The sequence below is a fragment of the Kribbella solani genome, from assembly GCF_014205295.1.
GTDB lineage: Bacteria > Actinomycetota > Actinomycetes > Propionibacteriales > Kribbellaceae > Kribbella > Kribbella solani.
The window spans coordinates 2547987-2567454 of record NZ_JACHNF010000001.1; the positions used below are offsets into that span (position 1 = coordinate 2547987).

Below are 19468 nucleotides of genomic sequence, written 5' to 3' on the forward strand. Positions count from 1 at the left end.
TCCATCGGCACATGCATCCGCCCGAGTGAACCTCCGCCGAACCTCCGGCGGCAGATGCACCCGCCCGACTGAACCTCCACCAGCAGCCCCCGCCGGTACGTGCACCCGCCCGAGTGAACCTCCACCGGCAGCCCCCGCCGGTACGTGCACCTGCTGCTGCTCAACCGCGCCCGCGAGTCCAGGGCTCGGTGTTTGGTGGGTGGGGTGGGGTCAGGCGTCGTAGTCGAGGGTGAGGGTGGGGGTGGTGGGGTGGGACTGGCAGGTGAGGACGTAGCCGGAGTGGAGTTCGTCGGGTTCCAGGGCCCAGTTGGTGTCCATCTGGACGTTGCCTTCGAGAACCTTGGCTCGGCAGGTGCCGCAGACGCCGCCTTTGCAGGCGAAGGGGGCGTCGGAGCGGACGGTCAGCATCGCGTCGAGCACCGGTTGGGCGTGCTGGGACAGGCGGAAGGTTGAACGGCGACCGTCTAGGATGACGGTGACCTCGGCGGCGTCCGCGTCGTCGGCGGGGGTTTCGACCGGCGCCTTGGGTGCCTCGTCGCCTAGGTGGAAGAGCTCGGCGTGTACGTGTTCCCGCGCGACGCCTTCGCCGAGGAGCAGGTTCTGCGTGCCGACGACCATCGTGTACGGACCGCAGAGGAACCACTCGTCGACCGAATCCAGCGGAAGGATCGTCGCGAACATCCGCTCCAACCGGTCGGTGTCGATGCGCCCGCTGAAGAGCTCGACCTCGGTGCTCTCGCGGGACAGCACATGGACGAGGTGGAAGCGTTCGGCGTACCGGTCCTTCAGGTCCGCGAGCTCGTCCGCGAACATCACCGAGCCCGCCGTGCGGTTTCCGTACAGGAGGGTGACGCGGCTACCAGGTTCGACCGCGAGGACCGTGGCGACGAGGGACAGTACGGGCGTGATGCCGCTGCCCGCCGCGACGAACGCGTAATGTTTCGCGTTCGCCGGGTCGAGGGTGGTGCCGAAGCGGCCAAGTGGCGTCATCACCTCGAGTTCATCGCCGACTTTCAGTTCGTGCGCGGCGTACGCGGAGAATTCCCCGCCGGGGATGCGTTTCACGCCGATCCGGAGGACGCCGGAGCCGGCCGGTGAACAGATCGAATAGCTGCGGCGTACGTCGTCGCCGGCGCGCCGTATCGTCAGGTGCTGACCGGCCGTGAAGTCGTATTCCGCCGAGAGTTCGGACGGTACGGCGAAGGTGATCGCGACCGAGTCGTCGGTGATTTCGTCGATCGCGGCGACTTTCAGCGGATGAAAGGTCGCCCGGCGGCGCGGGACCGTGGTCGTCATCTAGATCGCCTTGAAATGGTCGAAGGGTTCACGGCAGGAATTGCACCGCCAGAGCGCTTTACACGAGGTAGAACCGAACCGACTGAGCTCGGTCGTATCCGGCGACCCGCACAAGGGGCACCGAATACTCACCTGCAGAAAGACCTTGGAAGATCGCGGCGGCGCTATGCCGTAGTCGACGAGTTTCGCCTTGCCCGCATCGGTCATCCAGTCGGTGGTCCAAGCAGGTGACAGGGTCGTCTCGACCCGGCCGTCAACCTGCAATGAGCGCAGCGTCAGCTCGACCTCGTGCCGGATCAGGTCCATCGCCGGGCAACCCGAGTACGTCGGCGTGATCGTGACAACCACTTCGTCGCCTTCATGCCGAACGCCGCGCAGTACGCCCAGGTCCGCGATGGTCAGGACCGGGATTTCCGGATCCGGGACCTCGCCAACGGCTTCGAGGATTGCTTCGTCGGTCACCATGTCGCACCCGGATGTGAACGAGCGATGTGCTGGAGTTCGGCGAGGAGATAGCCCAGATGCTCCGTGTGTCTGCCCTCACGGCCGCCGGTGTGTTGATAAGAGGACGACGGCCGCTCACAAGTGGACTCGTCGACCACACCCAGCACCCGATCGGTCCAAGCATCCTGCAATCCAGCCGGATCAACAGCAACCGGCAATCGCCGCACAAGCTCGTCCGACGTGAACATTTCCGCCGTGTACGGCCACAATTCATCCAGCCCGGCCTGCATCCGCCGATGACTTTCCTCGGTCCCGTCACCCAGCCGCAAAACCCATTGCGTCGCATGATCGACGTGGTAAGCGACTTCCTTGACGGCTTTCCCCGCCACTCCGGCCAGCGTTTCGTCAGTACTTGACCGCAGTTCGTCGTACAACAAATGCTGGTACGTCGCGAAGTACAGCAACCGTGCCATCGCGAACCCGAAATCACCGTTCGGCAGCTCACAGATCAACAGGTTCCGGAACTCACGCTCGTCCCGGAAATACGCGAGCTCATCCTCCGTACGCCCGGCCGCCGAACCCGCGTACTGCAGCAGCGACCGCGCCTGCCCCAGCTGATCCAGCCCGATGTTGCCAAGCGCAACATCTTCTTCGAGCTGGGGCGCCGCGGCGATCCACTCGCCGGTACGCTGCGCGGCGATCAGCGCATCGTCACCGAGCCGGAGCGTGTACTCGAACAGGTCGTGGTTCACAGGTGGTCGACACCTTCCGGGACCTGGTAGAACGTCGGATGCCGGTACACCTTGTCGCCGGCCGGGTCGAAGAACTCGTCCTTCTCGTCCGGGCTGGACGCGGTGATGTCGGTCGCCCGGACCACCCAGATCGACACGCCTTCCTGCCGACGGGTGTACACGTCGCGCGCGTTCCGCAACGCCATCGTCGCGTCCGGCGCGTGCAGACTGCCGACATGCGTGTGCGACAGCCCGCGCCGCGACCGGACGAAAACCTCCCACAACGGCTCGACGCTCATGCCGCACCCGCCTTCACGGATTGCTTCGCCGCGTACGCCGCGGCCGCCTCGCGAACCCACGCGCCGTCCTCGTGTGCCTTCACCCGGTGCGCCAACCGCTGCTGGTTGCACGGACCGTTACCCTTCACAACTTCGTACAGCTCGGTGTAGTCCGGCTCGGTGAAGCGATAGTGCCCCGACTCGTACACCAGCCCGTCATCGGGTACGCGCAACCCGAGCACGTCCGCCTGCGGAACCGTCATGTCGACGAAGCGCTGCCGCAGCTCGTCGTTGCTGTGCCGCTTGATCCCCCACGCCATCGACTGCTCCGAGTGCGTGGACGCGGAGTCCGGCGGACCGAACATCATCAGCGACGGCCACCACCAGCGGTCCAGCGCGTCCTGTGCCATCGCCTTCTGCGCCTCGGTCCCGTTGCACAGCGTGTAGAGGATCTCGAACCCCTGCCGCTGATGGAACGACTCCTCCTTGCAGACCCGGACCATCGCCCGCGCGTACGGCCCGTACGAGCAGCGGCACAACGGCACCTGGTTGACGATCGCGGCACCGTCGACGAGCCAGCCGATCGCACCGATGTCGGCCCAGGTCAGCGTCGGGTAGTTGAAGATGCTGGAGTACTTCTGCTTCCCGCCGTGCAACAGGTCGAGCAGGTCCGCCCGGTCCACGCCGAGGGTCTCCGCGGCGGCGTACAGGTACAGCCCGTGGCCGGCCTCGTCCTGCACCTTGGCCATCAGGATCGCCTTCCGGCGCAGCGACGGCGCGCGGCTGATCCAGTTCCCCTCCGGCTGCATGCCGATGATCTCGGAGTGCGCGTGCTGGGCGATCTGCCGGATCAGGGTCTTGCGGTACCCGTCCGGCATCGCGTCCCGCGGCTCGATCCGGCCGTCCGCCGCGATGGTGGCCTGGAAGCTGTCCATCTGCCCAGCATATGTGACACTTTTTGCCCGAATCAACAACAAGTGTCACAAAGATGGTGCTGGACCCACCCCGCGAGTGGGGGTGAGGCACTGGGGAGCCCGAAGCGGCGGCAGGATTGCCGTAACAGCACTTCCTCAAACTCACCTTCGTCGACGCCCGGGCGTACCCGGTGTTCGCGGTGACGTTCGGTTACGGCCTCGTTCACGCGACACTGCCTGTTCACCGCCGCGCAAGCAGGCATCGCCGTACTGACCAGCTCGGGCCCGGCGCACGCACTGACCAACGACCCGAACCCATCGCTGGCCGCGACCTCGTACGGCGCGAGTCTGCTCGACCGGCTGCACGAGTACCCGATGCACACCGCCGGCGTGCTTGGCTTCATCATGGTTGTCTGGCTCGGCATCTGGGCCGCCCGCAAGCAGATCCTGGAGAACCCGGCCGCCCACAAGCAAGTACTGTCCTGGACCGCCGGCATCGGACTCGGCACCGTTCACGCTGGACCTGCGCATCGGCAGCACCGCGTACACAGCTGCTCTGGTGGCGATCGGTGTCTGGATCATCTCGGTGCTCGGCGCGTACGCGATGAGCAAGCGTTCGTACCGTGGTCCGGCCGAGACCCTGCTGCGCCGGCTCGTGTACTGACTTGGGAGGATGACTTTCATGAGTGACTTCGGCGTACCGGAACCCGCCAACCTCTCCGAGCTGTCCGGCGAGAGCCCGGTGGCCGAGACCAGCGTACGGCTCGCGCTCCCGGCGGAGGCGAACGAGATCGGCGAGATCCAGGTGACGGCCTGGCGCACGGCGTACGCCGGTCTGCTGCCCACCGATGTCCTTGCCGACCTGAACTCTGCGCAGTTCGCCGCGCAGTGGCGGGCCGCGCTGATCGCGCCGGGCGAGGCCCGGAACCGGGTGATGGTCGCGCTGGCCGGCCGGACGCTGGTCGGCTTCGCGGCGATCACGCCGTCGGACGACCCGGACGCCGACGCGCAGCGGGACGCCCTGATCGCCGAGCTGGCGGTGCTGCCCGAGGCGACCCGGGCCGGCCACGGCTCCCGGCTGCTGAACGCCGTCGTCGACACCATCCGCGCCGACGGTTTCGCCCGGGTGACGGTCTGGGTCAACTCGACCGACGACGTGCTCCGGGCCTTCTACACCGAGGCCGGCTGGGCGCCGGACGGCGCGCACCGCGAGCTCGACCTGTACGGCGACGAGTCGGTCCGGATCAAGCAGATCCGGCTGCACACCGACCCCGGCCCGGCCTGAGCCTCTCGCACTAGCAGGCAGTCGATCCGGGACAAGCCGGGGGTGGTGTTCGACCGGTCGAACCGCGCATGACACATTGTCACGGTCCGATCACGCAATGCCATCCGCTGGAGTCTGCATGAAGTACCTCACCCTGGCCGTCGGCCTAGGGATCTCCGCCGCTGCCGTGCTCGTCGTTCCCGGGTCCGGCGCGAGCGCGTCGATGCAGTCGTCCGCCGTCGACCGCCCGCATCCGGTCGCCACCAAGTACCTCAAGCAGAGACCGACGTGGATTCCGTGCGGTGATCCCGAGCTGCGGACGTACTGCGCGAAGGTGACCGTCCCGCGGGACTGGGCGAACCAGTACGCGGGCAACGACCTGCAGATCGCGGTCAGCAAGGTCGCGCCGGCGAAGGGCAAGCCGACCCGGGTCGTGTTCGGCAACCCGGGTGGTCCGGGCGGCGCCGGGCTCGGGATGGCGCCGTACCTGGCCAGTCAGGCGGCACTCGCGAAGGACTTCCTCACCGTCGGCTTCGACCCACGCGGCACCGGGAGCAGCACCGACGTCAGCTGCGACGGCAGTCCCGGGTACTCGATGGACGCCCGCGACCGCGACCCGGCGAACCGCGATCTGATCGCCGAGGCGTCCGCGATGACGCAGGCGTACTGCAAGCAGCAGTCGCACGGCCTGCTCCCGTACGTCACCACCGCGCAGACCGTGCAGGACATGGACCTGATCCGGCAGCTGCTCGGCTTCGACAAGATGGACTACCTCGGGTACTCCGCTGGTACCTGGCTCGGCGCGTACTACCAGACGTACTTCCCGCGGCACGTCGGCCGGTTCGTACTCGACTCGAACACGGACTTCACCAAGACCTGGCTGGACACGTTCGTCAGCCAGCCGCAGGCGTTCGAGCGCCGGTTCCGCGAGGACTTCGCGCCCTGGGCGGCCAAGTACGACGACCAGCTGCACCTCGGTACGTCACCGGGCGCGGTCATCCGCACCTACGAACGGTTACGGCGCGCGCTCAAGGAGCAGCCGGCGGTCGAGGAGTTCATGGAAGCCTCGGTGAAGATCACGTACGACCAGAACACCCTCGACCAGATGGTCGCCGGCGATATGTACTCGAAACTCGATTTCCAATCCCTGGCCGCGGACCTGGCATTTCTTCGGGACCTTTCCGCGGCGCAGGCAAAAGGCGGACCGCGGGCGGCACAACGGCATGTCGACGCGTTGCCGGTGGCCCGGCAGCGGCAGCTCGTGCAGCGGGCGAACCGGACGCCGATCGGGATGCGCCTGCTCGGCGCGGAAGACGACTCCGAGAACGCGACCTTCACCGCGATCACCTGCAACGACACCCCCTGGCCGCAGGGCCGCGAGTACGGCGAGCAGCTCGCCGCGCGGCTCGGACCGCACTTCCCGCTGGTCGGCTGGACGATGACCGAGAACCCGTGCTTCTACTGGGACCGGCCGAACCTGACCATGCCGACGCCGACTGGAAACGGCTTGCCCACAACGCTGATGGTGCAGTCCGTACACGATCCGGCGACCAACTACGCCCTCGCCGCGTCGGCCCACGGCCGGTACGCCGGGTCGCGGCTGGTGACCGTCACCGGCGAAGGTGACCACGGCGTGTACGGCGGGGTGAACAAGTGCGCCGACCAGATCGTGAATGCCTTCCTCACCACCGGCAAGGCACCGGCGACGGACGTCAGTTGCGCCGGGCAGGGCATCCCGGCACCACACAAGGTCGCGCCGGGACTGGACGACCCGTCCGGGTACGCGAAGGGTGCTCCTTTACGGCGGATCGCCGGATTCACAAAAGCAATTTCCGGTTATCTGCATTGAGCCAACGCGGGCCCGCGCAGGTTAATTGTTCGGTACACGCACTGGTGTTTTCCGGTCACGGTCGGCGAAATCCGGCCGGGCCGGCGCCGGTGCTTTCGTTGTCAGGATCGAGTTGTCAGGGGAATGTCAGGGTTGCGTCCCTGTGCGACGGAGCGTGATCACGGCAACCTTGAGTCAGCGCGGGAGGAGCCGGGCGTCGACCGGGAGGGCTCGACGAGGGTGACCAGCGCAGGGCGTGACTACGGCCGGCTGTGAGGTGGGGGACTGCCTGGGGGGTCAGACAGAGGGCACAGCCGGTCGGGTCACGCGTGTCGTCACCCGCGCCACCAGATCCCTCGCGGGGCACCGTCGATCCCCCAGGTCATGGTGCCTCGCGAGGCACCACGCGAAGCGGTTGCCATCAGAGCGGATCCCGCCCAAACGGATCATGCGGCGACGGGTCGCGGCCGAGTGGATCGTGCGGCAGCGGAGCCCGGCCGAGCGGGTCGTGCCGGACTGGTTCGTTCTGAAGCGGGTCGTGGGTTCGGCCAATGGTTGGGGTGCCGCGGGGTGGATAGCCGTCGGCGACGGCGGCCAGTGGGGCGGCTCTGCCGGCGGACCACGCGGCCCGGAAGGCCCGCCGGTCCAAGGCTGCTTCGACCGCGGTTCGGGTGGCCCGATGATCGGCCTTCTCGATCTCCGGCACCGGTGCCCGGATCACCTCGCGCACCTCATCCGCGGCACCGAGCAGAAACGCGGCGTACTCACTGCGCCCCCGCAACTGCGCGACAGCCGCCAGCTCCTCCAGCACACTGGCCGACCGCCACCGATCACCCAGATCGCGATGCTCGGCCAGACTCTCGTCCAGCAAGTGCACGGCGCGCTCGGTCGATCCACGCCGTCGCTCGATGATCCCCAGCTGGTTCAACGACCAGGCGACACCTTCGCGGTACCCGAGCCGCTGCGACAGCGCCAAACTCTCCTGCAACAGATCCTCGGCTTCGACGAGCTCACCGTCGTACTGCGCGATGGTCCCCAGGCTGATCAGCGACCAGGCCAGTCCTTCACCATCGCCGACGACCCGGAAACTGTCCCGCGCCCGACGGCACCGCCGCGCCCCGATCTCGACGTCCCCACGCAACCACGCCACAAACCCCAAGTGGTTGTGCGCCCACGCCATCCCGGCCCGGTCACCAAGGCTCTCGTACAGGTCGTAGCTCTCGCAGTGCAGGTCCTCCGCGGCGCCGTAGTCGCCGCGTTCGCGGGCCACTCCCCCAAGCCGTTGCAGCACCAGCGCCGTACCAGCCTTGTCGCCCAGCTCCTTGTACTGGCCCAGCGCGGTCTCCAAGCGGACGGTAGCGGCGTCATAATCGCACTGGAGGAACGCCAACGTGCCGGCACCGAGGTTTGCCTTGGCGCACGCACCGGCGAGCTCACTCGGCTGTGTCGTAGCTGCCAGTGTCAGTGCACGCTCCAGCCACTGACTGCCCTCCGCGTAGTGGCCGCGCAGGCTACAGAACAGCCAGAGCCCACCGGCTAGCCGCAGTGCCTCACCGACCGAGTTGGTCCGCAGTGTCCAAGCTATAGCGGCTCGCAGGTTGTCCAGCTCGCTCTCCAGCCGGTCGAGCCACTGCCCCTGCTCCGGCCCGCGCAGATGCTTGTCAGCCTCTTCGGCGAGACTGAGGTAGAACTGGGCGTGTCGCGCCGCCGCCTCGTCCGCATGCCCTTCGGCAGCCAGTCGGTCACCGGCGAACTCCCGGATCACGGCAAGCATGTAGTACCGAGCGACACCGCCTCGGCGGATCACCCGGATCAGCGACTTGTCCGCCAGCCGACCAGTCAGGTCCAGTGCTTCGGACCGTTCCGCTGGACCGGGTGACTGCTGCCCCGACATGACCGTCGCGGCCGCGTTCAACGTCCACCCACCGACGAACACCGACAGCTGCGCGAACACCTCCCGCTCGGTCGGTGTCAGCAGCGCGTGGCTCCACTCGATCGCTCCGTACATGGACTGTTGCCGTGGTGACGCGGTCCGCGAGCCGCCGGCCAGGATGCCGAACGACGACTCCAGCTCAACCGCCAGCTCGTCGATCGTCATCACGTTCGTACGCGCCGCCGCCAGCTCGATCGCGAGTGGCATACCCTCCAGCCGGCGTACGACTCGGGCAACCTGGTCCAGCTCACCGGTCGGGTCGTAACCGCGAGCAGTCGCACGCTCTACGAACAGTTGCACGGCAGCGGATGACGCCAGTTGATCCGGGTCGTGCGGGAGCGCCAAGGCGGGTACTACGTACACGCTCTCGCCGGGGAGGCGTAGTAGCTCCCGGCTGGACGCCAGGATGGACAGGTTCGGGCAGGACTCCAGCAGGGCGGCGCAGAGCTGACCGACCGCGCCGACGAGGTGCGAGCAGTTGTCGAACACCAGCAGCATCGAGCCGCGGCCGATCTGCTCGGCGATCTCCTCGACGACCCGCGTGCTCTCCAGCGGATGCAGCCCGATCGCAGTGGCGACAGCCGGCACGACCGTTGACGGATCGGCCAGTGCGGCGAGCGGCACCCAGCAGACCCCGTCGTGGAATCCGTCCGCCAGCTTGGTGGCCAGTGCCATCGTCAGTCTGGTCTTGCCAACGCCGCCTGGCCCGGTGACAGTGAGCAGCCGGGTGATTCGCTGACCAAGCAGACGACTGGTGGCGGTCAGCTCGGTGGTCCGCCCGATCAGTTCATTGGGGGGTGCCGGTGGCCGGCGCATCGGCGGGCGCGACGGGTCGGACTCCCGGCGGGCGGCCGCCGTCAGCATCGAACGGTCCTGGTCGGCGAGCCGCAGCGCATCGGTCAGCAGGCGCAGCGTGTGCGCCCGTGGCGCCCTTCGGCGCCCCCGCTCCAACGCCGCGATCGCGTCGACGCTCAGACCGGCGAGCTCCGCCAGCGCTTCCTGCGACAGCCCGGCCTCTCGCCGGTGCCGGCGCAGCAGGCCACCGAATCCAGCCCCCTGCACGTCGTCCGAGCCGCGGCGAGACCCGTCTGATGGCACAGGACGGCCCCACCCAGTCTCCGACCCTTTACGTGGCTGCTGCCACGTACCTTCACAGTCGAAAATATCGCGTTCTGGCCCGGATTGGCAGGCTCACCGGCTTGTTGCCAGCGAACTCGAAGGTAACTTCAGCTGGACCGGGTACTTCGGCCGGGCAACGTCAGCTGGATTGGGCGTGCTGGGCGATCGCGGTCCGCATGCTCTGCCGGGCCCGTTTCCGGTCCCCCGCCGCGTCGTACGCCGTCGACAGCCGGAACCAGACCCGCCAGTCGTCCGGGGCCGCCTCCGCCTCCGCCCGGTACCGCCTGAAGGCCTCGTCGGCCGCGGCCCGGTCGATCCGCCCGGACGGCCGGCGCGGCAGATCGTCGACCGGAAGCCCGCCGGACGCCTCCAGCTCCCGCGCAAGCACCTCGGTCTGCCGGCCGAACTGCAGTTCCCGCCAGACCAGGTACGCACCCAGGAGCGGGATGACCAGGACCGCGATTCCGAGCACGATCGCCACCGGGTCGCCGGTGCCGATCAGGAGCACGCCACGCCAGCCGAGCAGTCCGGCGTACGCGACGAACACCACCGCCAGCAGAATCGCGGTCCGCTTCGCCGTCATCGTCAGGACAGGTCCATGAAGTGCTCCAGGCCGACGGTCAGGCCAGGCGCGGTGCCGATGCTGCGCACGCCGAGGAGGACGCCCGCCATGAACGACGTCCGGTTCATCGAGTCGTGCCGAATGGTCAGCGTCTCGCCCTCGTCGCCGAACAGCACCTCCTGGTGCGCGACCAGTCCACGCAGCCGGACACCGTGTACGCGGATGCCGTCCACGTCCGCGCCCCGAGCCCCCTCCAGCGCGGTGGTCGTCGCGTCCGGGATCGGCCGGGCATCGGCCTCGCGCCGGGCGGCCGCGACCAGCTCCGCCGTCCGCCGGGCCGTACCGGAAGGCGCGTCCACCTTGTCCGGGTGGTGCAGCTCGATGATCTCGACCGACTCGTAGTACCGCGCGGCCTGCGCGGCGAACTGCATCATCAGCACCGCACCGATGGAGAAGTTCGGCGCGATCAGGATGCCGGTGCCCGGCTGCGCGTCGAGCCGCGTACGCAACGTGGCCAGCCGCTCGTCGTCGAAGCCGGTGGTCCCGACGACGGCGTGGATGCCGTGCTGGATGCACCAGGCGAGGTTGTCCATCACGACCTCGGGCCGGGTGAAGTCGACCACGACCTCGGCGCCCGCGCGGGTCAGCTCGTCCAGCTCGTCGCCCTGGTCGAGCCGCGCGACCAGCTCGGTGTCAGCGGCCTCCTCGACCGCGAGGCACGTCTGAGCCCCCATCTTGCCCTTGGCCCCCAGCACCCCGACCTTGATCATCCGCATCCATCCTCTAGTCCGACGGCCTCAAGGATCTCATCCGGCCGGGACGGCGGGATGCTCGGCCTTCGGTACCCACACCTGCAGCCCGATCGTCTGCGGCGGCGGAGCGAGCAGCACGTACTCGGTGTCGAAGATCAGCCCGCAGAAGCGCAGCGCGACGATGTCCTCCGCGCTGATCAGCCGGTTCAGGATGAGCACCGGCGGCCGCGGCGACGGGTTCTGCCGGCAGGCCTCCTCGATCCCGGCAGCGGTCCGGTCGCGTTCCTTCGGCGCGATCCAGGCCTCCCCGAGCGGCCGGCCGTCGAGGATCAGCACCAGTCCGGCCATCTTGTCGAACGCCAGCATCGGGCGTCCGCCCGGCTCGGTGTACGGGCGCAGTTCACCAGCCAGCTTGGTGAAGTTCTGCTCCATGGGTTCCGACACGTACATGCCATGCAGGGCGGGCAGCGTCGCGGCATACGTGAGCTGTGAGCGACCGACCGAGCGGTACGGGTAGTCGATCAGACCCGTGTACGCGATGAACGTGGTAGCGACCAACGTGCCGACCAGAGCGAGACCAACCGTCGCCCGGGCGGCTACTGGAGTGGCCCAGATGCCGGTGAGCACCGCGATCATCACCGCGGTCCAGGCGGCGAACGCGTTGAAGCCGATCGTGTACAGCGGGGTGTTCGTGCCGAATGCCTGCGCAAAGGGCAACAGAACGAGCAGGGCGAGGATCACCCAGGTCCTGCTGTTCTCCCGGCTCAACCGCGAGCACTCGGTGACGCCAACGCGATGGGTGATCAGTGCACCAGCAGCAGCAACCACAGCCACCAGTACGGCGGCCAGCAGCGTCTGTGCGTACGCGGCGGTGTGCTGCGACCCGCCCAGTGCCCCGTCGTCGACAAGCACGTGCCGTACGGACACGATCAGTCCGCCCACGGCGAGGACGGCAGCGACGATGCGGAGCCAACGCCAGCGGGCGATGGTAGTCAGTGCGGTCGCCAGCAGGAGCAGTCCGTGTGCTTGCAGTGTTTGGCCGAGTAGCTTGATCCCGCTCGACCAGTAGATCTGTAGCAAGTCGGTCGGTGTGTACGAGGTACCGGCGATGAACTTGTTGACCGTGACGATCCCAGGTATCGCCACGTTCAGCCGTACTACGAACAGCTGCACGACCAGCGCCGTCACCGCCAGACCGCCGAGGGCCAACAGGATGCCGCGGGCAACTGAGCGCCAACCCCGGGCCGCTAGTACAACCACTGCCGCGACCACGATCAGGCCGATCACCACGACTGAGGTCCACTTGGCCAGCACCATCACGCCGATGACCAGGCCGGCCACCACCGGTACCCAGAACGGCACCTGCCGGTCGCGGTCGACCGCTGTCGCCATCCACAGCACGCACGACACCAGTGTCAGCGCGCCGAGCAGGATCACGTCGTTGTACCCGGGTGACAACGGCAACCACGCGAAACACATCCCACCGGCCGCCAGGATCAGCGCCGTACCCGCCAGCTCGAACAGGATCGACCGTGGCATCCCCGGGCGCCGTCCGCGCAGCCAGCGCATGAAGCTGTACCCGAAGAGCAGGTGTACGACGACCACGGTCACCAGCCGGAACAGCCGGAGCTTCACGATGTCGTAGCCGAACCACTCGAACAGCGGCCCGTACAAGTACTGCACACCGGTCAGTGCGAGCGGATTGCTGTCCCACCACCGGTACGAGAGCAGGTAGTACCCCTCGTCGGTGATGTCGAAGCCCCTGTTGGCTGACAGGGCCGCCGCGACGATCCACCACGCCGCTAAACCGGCCGCAACCACCAGTACGCCTATGAGCAGCACAGAACGCCGGTCTGGCAGTACGACCCGCTGCGTGCTCACGGCCGCCACACTAGCGGTCGGTGTCTCAGGTGGCTGAGTAGGCGGCTTGGGCGTCCTCGGCGAAGTGGCACGAGACGGTCTGGCCGGAGCTGATCTCCCGGAGCTCCGGTACGTCGGTGTGGCACTTCTGTTCAGCACGCAGGCAGCGGGTGTGGAAACGGCAGCCACCCGGCGGCATCACCGGCGACGGCGGGTCACCGGCCAGTACGATCCGCTGCCGCCCCTGGCGGGCCAGGCCGGGCTCCGCGGACAGCAGTGCCTGCGTGTACGGGTGCGCGGGCCCGTCATACACCTGCTGGTGCTCGCCCAACTCGGCCACCTTGCCCAGGTACATCACCGCGACCCGGTCCGAGACGTGCCGGACCACCGACAGGTCGTGGGCGACGAAAATGATGCTCAGACCGAGCTCTCGCTGCAGCCGCATCAACAGGTTCACCACCTGGGCCTGGACCGACAGGTCGAGCGCCGATACCGGCTCGTCGCAGAGCAGGACGTCCGGGTTGAGCGCGATCGCCCGCGCGATCCCGATCCGCTGCCGCTGACCGCCGGAGAACTGATGCGGGAACTTCGTCTCGTCCTCGGGCCGCAGACCGACCAGTTCGAGCAGCTCCCGGACCCGGGACCGGATGTCGATCTTCTTGCCGACGTCCGGGTGCACCTCGAACGGCTCGGCCACGATCTCGCCGACCCGCAGCCGCGGGTTCAGGCTTGAATACGGGTCCTGGAACACGACCTGGACGTTCCGCCGCCAGCGCCTCAGCTCCCGGCCGCGTAGCTTGCCGACGTCCACGCCGCCGTACTCGATCCGTCCCGCGGTCGGCTGCTCCAGGGCGGCGAGCAGCCGGACGAGCGTGGACTTGCCGCAGCCGGACTCGCCGACGATGCCGAGCGACTCCCCCTTGCGCAAGGTCAGATCGACGCCGTCGACCGCGCGGACGAGCGTCTTCGCGCCGAAGTTCAGCGCCGGGCTGATGTCGTAGTGCTTCACGACGTTCGTTGCCACCAGCAACTCATCGGCCATCAGACGGCCTCCTTGGCCTGGAGCGTGGTGCGGCGGATGCAGGCGGCGTCCCGGCCCGGCGCGACCGTCAGCAACGGCGGCACGGCGGTGGCGCACTCGTCGATCGCGATCGGGCAGCGGGTCCGGAACGCGCAGCCGGACGGGATCGCGCGCAGCGACGGCGGCGTACCCGGGATGGTCGGCAGCTCGCGGCCCTTCAGCTCGGCCGACGGCATCGAGCCGAGCAGACCTTCGGTGTACGGATGCACCGGCCGATCCAGCGCCGCCGCCGTGGACGCACGTTCGACGACATGACCCGCGTACATCACCACCACGTTGTCGGCGACATCGGAGACCACGCCGAGGTCATGGGTGATCAGTACGACACCCATCTGCCGCTCGGCCTGCAGCTCCGCGATCAGCTCCAGGATCTGTGCCTGGACGGTCACGTCGAGCGCGGTGGTCGGCTCGTCGGCGATCAGTACCTCCGGGTCCAGCGCGAGCGCCATCGCCAGCATCACCCGCTGCCGCATCCCGCCGGAGAACTCGTGCGGGTAGTCCCGGACCCGCTTCGCCGCGGCCGGAATCCGTACCTGGTCGAGCATCTCCGCGGCCCGGCGCATCGCGTCCTGCTTGGACATGCCGCGATGGACGCGGTAGCACTCGGCGATCTGGGTCCCGACCGACTGCACCGGGTTCAGCGCGGACAGCGAGTCCTGGAACACCATCGTGATCCGGTCGCCGACGATCTTGCGCCGCTCCTTCGTGGTCATCGCGATCAGGTCGGTACCGCGGTACTCGGCCGTACCCGAAACGATCCGGCCCGGCGGCATCTCCAGGATCCCGGTCAGCGCCTGGGTCGAGACGCTCTTCCCGGACCCCGACTCACCCAGGATCGCCAGCGTCTCGCCGGCCCGTACCTGCCAGGACACGCCGTCCACGGCCCGTACCGAACCGTGCGGGGTGTCGAACTCGACGGTCAGATTGTCGACTTTCAGCAATATTTCGCCGTGGTTGTCTGTCATCGCATCAACTTCGGGTCCAGGGCGTCGCGGATCGAGTCGCCGATGATCATGAACGAGATGGTCATCGTCGAGATGAACAGCGCCGGCCAGATGAACAGGTGCGGCGTTTCCCGGTACGAGGTGGCGACGCCGAACTGGGAGCCCCACGAGATCGACGGCGGTTGCAGGCCGACGCCGAGGAACGTCAGGACGGCTTCCAGACCGATCAGGCCGCCGATGCCGAGCGTCGTCATCGCCAGCAGCGGCGCCATCGCGTTCGGGAACACGTGCTTGCGCAGGATCCGTACCGGCGTCGCCCCGATCGAGCGGGCGGCCAGGACGTACTCGCGGTTGCGGACCGAGAACACGGTCGAGCGCATCACCCGCATCCCCTGCGGCCAGCCGGTGACCATGATGATCGCGACGATGATCCAGATGCTCCGGTTCGGCACCGAGTTCAGGATCACGATCAGCGCGATCAGGCCGGGCAGCGCGAACAGTACGTCCGCGATCCTTGAGATCACGGTGTCGACCAGGCCCGGGAAGTACCCGGCGAGCAGACCGAGGATGCCGGCGACCACGAAGCCGCCGACGCCCGCGACCAGGCTGACCAGGACCGACGGGCGCGCGCCGTAGATCACGTTCGCGAAGTAGTCGCAGCCCTGGATGTCGAAGCCGAACGGATGCCCGGGTTCGCGGCCGTGCTGGCTCTTGGTCAGCTCGCAGAAGCGCGGGTCGGCGGAGGTGAACAGCCGCGGTACCGCCGCCATCAGGAAGAAAGTCAGCACCAGGACCAGGCAGATGTCGAACTGCGGTTTGCGCAGCAGCGCGCGGAGCAGCTCCCGGTTCGAAAGGGTCCGGCCCTCGAGGTCCTGCGACTCGGCCCCGAAGACCTGCTGGGTCTCAGACATTACGCACCCTCGGATCGATCGCGCCGTAGACGACGTCGACAATCAGATTGATGACAATAAACATCAGGAACGCGAGCGTCGACAGCAGTACCACCACGCCGCCCTCCTTCAGCTTGATCGCCTGGAACATGAACTGACCGAGCCCGGGCAGGTTGAAGATGCTCTCCGCCAGCACGGCACCGCCGAAGATGCCGGCGAGGTCGATCCCCATCAGCGTCACCACCGGCAGCAGCGCGTTCGGCAGTACGTGCCGCCAGAGGATCCGCTGTTCGCCGAGACCTTTCGCCCGCGCGGTCTTCACGAAGTCCGCGTTGGCGGTGTCGACAATCGACGTCCGGGTCAACCGGGCCAGGCCGGCGAATCCGGTGATGCCGATACACACGGCCGGCAACAGGTACGACAGTGGCCAGCCGTCGCGGATACCCGAAACCGGCAGCCACTTCAGCTCGACACCGAGCAGGTACTGACCGGTGAAGTACAGCACCAGGCCGGGCACCGCGAGCACCACCAACGTTGCCAGCAGCAACATCCGGTCCACCGTGCCGTTGCGGCGGAAGCCCGCGTACAGCCCGAACAGCAGCCCGGCGATCCACTGGAAGACCAGCCCCATCGAAGCCAGCTTCAGCGTCACCGGGATCCGCAGCCGGAGCTGATCGGCAATGTCGGCGCCGGCGAACGTCGTACCGAAGTGACCGGTCAGGATGTCCTTCATACTCAGCAGGTACTGCACGATGAACGGATCGTCGAGGTGGTACTGAGCCCGCTTCGCCGCCAGCACCGCGGCCGGAATCGGCTTGTCACCGGCCAGCTCCCGCAGCGGGTCCCCAGGCATCGCGAACACCAGCGCGAAGACCCCCAGCGTGACAATCACCCCGATCGGAACCGCCGCAAGAACACGACGGAGCACGAAACGGATCATTTGAACGTGGCCCAGAGGGCGGATACGCCGACGTATTTGGAGACTCGGGGGGCGATCTTGGCTGAGTGCAGGTAAGCGTTCGACTTGGTGTACAGCGGGATCAGGGGCAGGTCTTCGAGGGCGATGTCCTCGGCCTGCTGGTACACCGCGATCGCCTTGTCCGGGTCCGGTTCGGCGTCGCCCTTGGCCAGCAGCGCGTCCAGGGCGGGGTTCGCGTAACCGGCGAAGTTCGCGTCACCGTTGGACTTGAACATCGGGGTCAGGTAGTCCTCGATCGACGGGTAGTCGTGACCCCAGCCGCTGAACCGCAGCCCGTCCAGCTTGCGGGTGTCAGCCAGCTCGGTGATCTCCGAACCCTGCTTGCCGGTGTACTTCACCTGCACGCCCAGGTTCTGCCGGAGCATGTTGCCGATCGCCTCGGCGTAGATCTGCCCGGTCGCGGACGTGGTGTTGTAGTTGATGTTCAGTACGCCGGAGAAACCGCCGGCCTCCTGAAGCAGTTGCTTCGCCTTGGCGGCGTCGAAATCGCAGTACTTGCAGGCGTCGTCGCGGTACCCGGCGATGTCCGGCGCGATCAGGCCCTTCGCCGGCTCGGACAGTCCGACCAGGTCGGCGAACGCCTTCCGGTCGATCGCCGCCGAGATCGCGTACCGCAGCTTCGGGTTCTTGAACCGCGCGTCCCAGGCCGGGATCACCAGGTAGTTGGCGCCCGAGCTGACGCTGGTCACCCACTGGTCCGGCGCGTCGGTCTTGAAGCTCTTCACCTTGGTCGACGGGACGTCGACGAAGTCCAGGTTGCCGGCCAGGAACTCGTTGTACGCGGTGTCCGCGTTCGGGATGAACCGGTAGGTGATCTGGTCCGCCTGCGGAATCGTCGGGCCCTTGTAGCCGTCCCACTTCGTCAGCTTCAGGTCGTCACCGGCGTTCCAGTCCGCGGCCAGCTTGTACGGCCCGTTGCCGATCGGCTTGCGCTTGTACGCGTCCGGGTTCTTCCGGACCTCCTCCGGAAGTGGCGCCAGGCCGTAGTACTGCAAAGTCAGGCCGAACTGGGAGAACGGCACCTTCAGCTTCACCGTGAAGGTCAGGTTGTCGACCTGCTTCAGGCCGCTCAGCGCCTTCACCGACGTCGGCTTCGGCGTCGCGCCGTCCGGGGCCGGCGGGTTCATCGCGTCGTACCCCTCGACCTTGGAGAAGAACCCGTTGTTCTTCCAGCCGTTCGAGCCCTCGGCGGTCAGGTTCCAGCTGTCCACGTAGTCCTTCGCGGTCAGCGCCTGACCGTTCTGGAAGGTGTTGCCAGGCTTCAGCTTGATCGTCCAGGTCTGGCTGTTCTGGTCCGGGGTGACCGAATCCGCCATCACGTTCTGCAGCTTCCCGGTCTCCGGGTCGGTGGTCACCAGCGGCGCGAAGATCGCCATCGACACCCCGATCCCCGCGGTGCCGTTGTCGTTCAGCGGGTTGATGTACTCCAGCGGATCGGCGGCGATGCCGATCACCTCGCTCTTGCTGCCGGCGTCCCCACTGCCGCCGCTGCTCTTGCCGTCACCACAGGAGGACAGCAGCAGCGCGAGCCCGGCTGCCACCCCCACAACCCCAGTCAGACGTCGCACGGTCAAACCAACTTCCTCGGCGGGAGGGCCGTTAGGCGGGCGGATCAAGCGTCATGGTTGCTGGTCGAAACTGCGCATGTCAACGTTGTCAGGCGCAAAGCGGTGGCGCGTAACGCTAGCGTTACCTAGCCAAGACCTCAGATGACCAGACGCTGATCACCGATTGCGGGCGGTGGTTGATCGGATCAGCTCGCCCTAGTCATCAGATGACAGGGGCGCTATGGTTCAAACCGTGCGGATGCTCACAGTTGCGCGTTTTGGAGCGCATCGATCAGTGCGCTGAGTGTTCGGGTCCAGGCGTGCTGTGCTGGGGCGCCGTAGCCGATCACCAGCGCGGATGGCAGGCCGGAGCCGAAGTGGGACATGCCGAAGGTGTTGATGCCGTGGTCGTGGAGGGTGCGCAGGACGGCGGATTCGTCGCGACCGGGGAGGTCGATCACGAGCTGCAGGCCGGCGGCGATCCCCCCGGGCTGACGGCCGGCGCGGTCGCTGGCGCCGGGGTAGTGGTTGGCGCCGGCGTGGTGGTTGCCTAGGGCATGGATGAGGTCGTCGCGGCGGTGTCGGTAGCGCAGTCTGGCGGCGCGGACGTGACGGTCGTACGCGCCGGACTCGATCAGCGCGGCCAGGGTCAGGTGCGTGAGCGTGTCGCTGTGCCGGTCCGTCCAGGTCTTCTCCTCGATCACGGCAGCAAGCAGATGGCGCGGTACGACCAGCCAGCCAAGGCGCAGACCCGGCGCGAGAGTCTTGCTCGCGGACCCGGCGTACGCGACCACGTCCGGCGCGAGGCCCTGCAACGCACCGATCGGTTGGCGGTCGTACCGGACTGCTGACCACCGCCGCGCTCATCTTCTGCACCGGACTGCTCATTTTCCGGCTGCCCCGCGTACCTGCGGCGACGAGCGGCGCGTCCGCCTCCTGGACCGTACTGCGGGACCGTCCTTTCGTCCTGTTCATGGGCCTCAACGGCGTACTGAACATCCACAACACCATGCTGACCGTAGCCCTGCCGCTCTGGATCGCGACCC

General features: G+C 67.5%; 18 protein-coding genes. 3 read left to right on the plus strand and 15 right to left on the minus strand.

The window, feature by feature from the left end:
- Positions 1-210: 210 nt before the first annotated feature.
- The 5 genes from paaE to paaA are packed head-to-tail and all read right to left on the minus strand — an operon-like array spanning position 211 to position 3684.
- Positions 211-1296 carry a 1,2-phenylacetyl-CoA epoxidase subunit PaaE gene (paaE, locus tag HDA44_RS11430; RefSeq protein WP_184833620.1) on the minus strand — a complete coding sequence of 362 codons (1086 nt, stop codon included), beginning with the start codon at positions 1294-1296 and terminating at the stop codon, positions 211-213.
- Entirely contained in the window at positions 1297-1761 is a 465-nt protein-coding gene (gene paaD / locus HDA44_RS11435) for a 1,2-phenylacetyl-CoA epoxidase subunit PaaD (protein ID WP_184833622.1), read from the minus strand.
- Complete coding sequence (paaC, locus tag HDA44_RS11440; protein WP_184833624.1) at positions 1755-2492, minus strand: 1,2-phenylacetyl-CoA epoxidase subunit PaaC; 738 nt, start codon at positions 2490-2492, stop codon at positions 1755-1757. The genes paaD and paaC overlap by 7 nt, the downstream gene beginning before the upstream one ends.
- Positions 2489-2770, minus strand: coding sequence for a 1,2-phenylacetyl-CoA epoxidase subunit PaaB (gene paaB, locus HDA44_RS11445; RefSeq protein ID WP_184833625.1), 282 nt, complete (start codon positions 2768-2770; stop codon positions 2489-2491). Before paaB ends, paaC begins: the two co-directional genes overlap by 4 nt.
- Complete coding sequence (gene paaA / locus HDA44_RS11450; RefSeq protein WP_184833628.1) at positions 2767-3684, minus strand: 1,2-phenylacetyl-CoA epoxidase subunit PaaA; 918 nt, start codon at positions 3682-3684, stop codon at positions 2767-2769. Before paaA ends, paaB begins: the two co-directional genes overlap by 4 nt.
- Before the next feature lie 538 nt (positions 3685-4222).
- Here paaA and HDA44_RS38865 point away from each other — a divergent pair.
- The 3 genes from HDA44_RS38865 to HDA44_RS11465 all read left to right on the plus strand — a co-directional run bounded on the left by HDA44_RS38865 (position 4223) and on the right by HDA44_RS11465 (position 6776).
- Positions 4223-4327: a DUF418 domain-containing protein gene (locus HDA44_RS38865; RefSeq protein WP_202887316.1), complete on the plus strand. Its 105-nt coding sequence runs from the start codon at positions 4223-4225 to the stop codon at positions 4325-4327.
- A gap of 18 nt (positions 4328-4345) precedes the next feature.
- A complete protein-coding gene (locus tag HDA44_RS11460) occupies positions 4346-4948 on the plus strand; it encodes a GNAT family N-acetyltransferase (protein WP_184833632.1) in 603 nt (200 codons plus the stop codon).
- Positions 4949-5066: 118 nt separating this feature from the next.
- A complete protein-coding gene (locus HDA44_RS11465; protein ID WP_184833634.1) occupies positions 5067-6776 on the plus strand; it encodes an alpha/beta hydrolase in 1710 nt (569 codons plus the stop codon).
- A gap of 400 nt (positions 6777-7176) precedes the next feature.
- On the opposite strand, the gene HDA44_RS11470 is transcribed toward HDA44_RS11465, so the two are convergent.
- From HDA44_RS11470 to HDA44_RS11515, 10 genes are all read right to left on the minus strand, one after another.
- Positions 7177-9786: a tetratricopeptide repeat protein gene (locus tag HDA44_RS11470; protein ID WP_184833636.1), complete on the minus strand. Its 2610-nt coding sequence runs from the start codon at positions 9784-9786 to the stop codon at positions 7177-7179.
- A 160-nt stretch (positions 9787-9946) separates the two neighbouring features.
- A complete protein-coding gene (locus HDA44_RS11475; protein ID WP_184833638.1) occupies positions 9947-10390 on the minus strand; it encodes a hypothetical protein in 444 nt (147 codons plus the stop codon).
- Positions 10391-10392: 2 nt separating this feature from the next.
- A complete protein-coding gene (gene dapB / locus HDA44_RS11480; RefSeq protein ID WP_184833640.1) occupies positions 10393-11139 on the minus strand; it encodes a 4-hydroxy-tetrahydrodipicolinate reductase in 747 nt (248 codons plus the stop codon).
- A gap of 36 nt (positions 11140-11175) precedes the next feature.
- A complete protein-coding gene (locus HDA44_RS11485) occupies positions 11176-13002 on the minus strand; it encodes a hypothetical protein (protein ID WP_184833641.1) in 1827 nt (608 codons plus the stop codon).
- A 25-nt stretch (positions 13003-13027) separates the two neighbouring features.
- Positions 13028-14023: an ABC transporter ATP-binding protein gene (locus tag HDA44_RS11490; RefSeq protein ID WP_184833643.1), complete on the minus strand. Its 996-nt coding sequence runs from the start codon at positions 14021-14023 to the stop codon at positions 13028-13030.
- Positions 14023-15027: an ABC transporter ATP-binding protein gene (locus HDA44_RS11495; RefSeq protein ID WP_184833645.1), complete on the minus strand. Its 1005-nt coding sequence runs from the start codon at positions 15025-15027 to the stop codon at positions 14023-14025. The genes HDA44_RS11490 and HDA44_RS11495 overlap by 1 nt, the downstream gene beginning before the upstream one ends.
- Positions 15024-15917: an ABC transporter permease gene (locus HDA44_RS11500; protein ID WP_184833647.1), complete on the minus strand. Its 894-nt coding sequence runs from the start codon at positions 15915-15917 to the stop codon at positions 15024-15026. Before HDA44_RS11500 ends, HDA44_RS11495 begins: the two co-directional genes overlap by 4 nt.
- Entirely contained in the window at positions 15910-16824 is a 915-nt protein-coding gene (locus HDA44_RS11505) for an ABC transporter permease (RefSeq protein WP_337905858.1), read from the minus strand. Before HDA44_RS11505 ends, HDA44_RS11500 begins: the two co-directional genes overlap by 8 nt.
- 8 nt (positions 16825-16832) lie before the next feature.
- Entirely contained in the window at positions 16833-18443 is a 1611-nt protein-coding gene (locus HDA44_RS11510) for an ABC transporter substrate-binding protein (protein ID WP_184843375.1), read from the minus strand.
- 242 nt (positions 18444-18685) lie between these two features.
- Entirely contained in the window at positions 18686-19237 is a 552-nt protein-coding gene (locus HDA44_RS11515; protein WP_184833651.1) for an aminotransferase class I/II-fold pyridoxal phosphate-dependent enzyme, read from the minus strand.
- Positions 19238-19468: the final 231 nt, after the last annotated feature.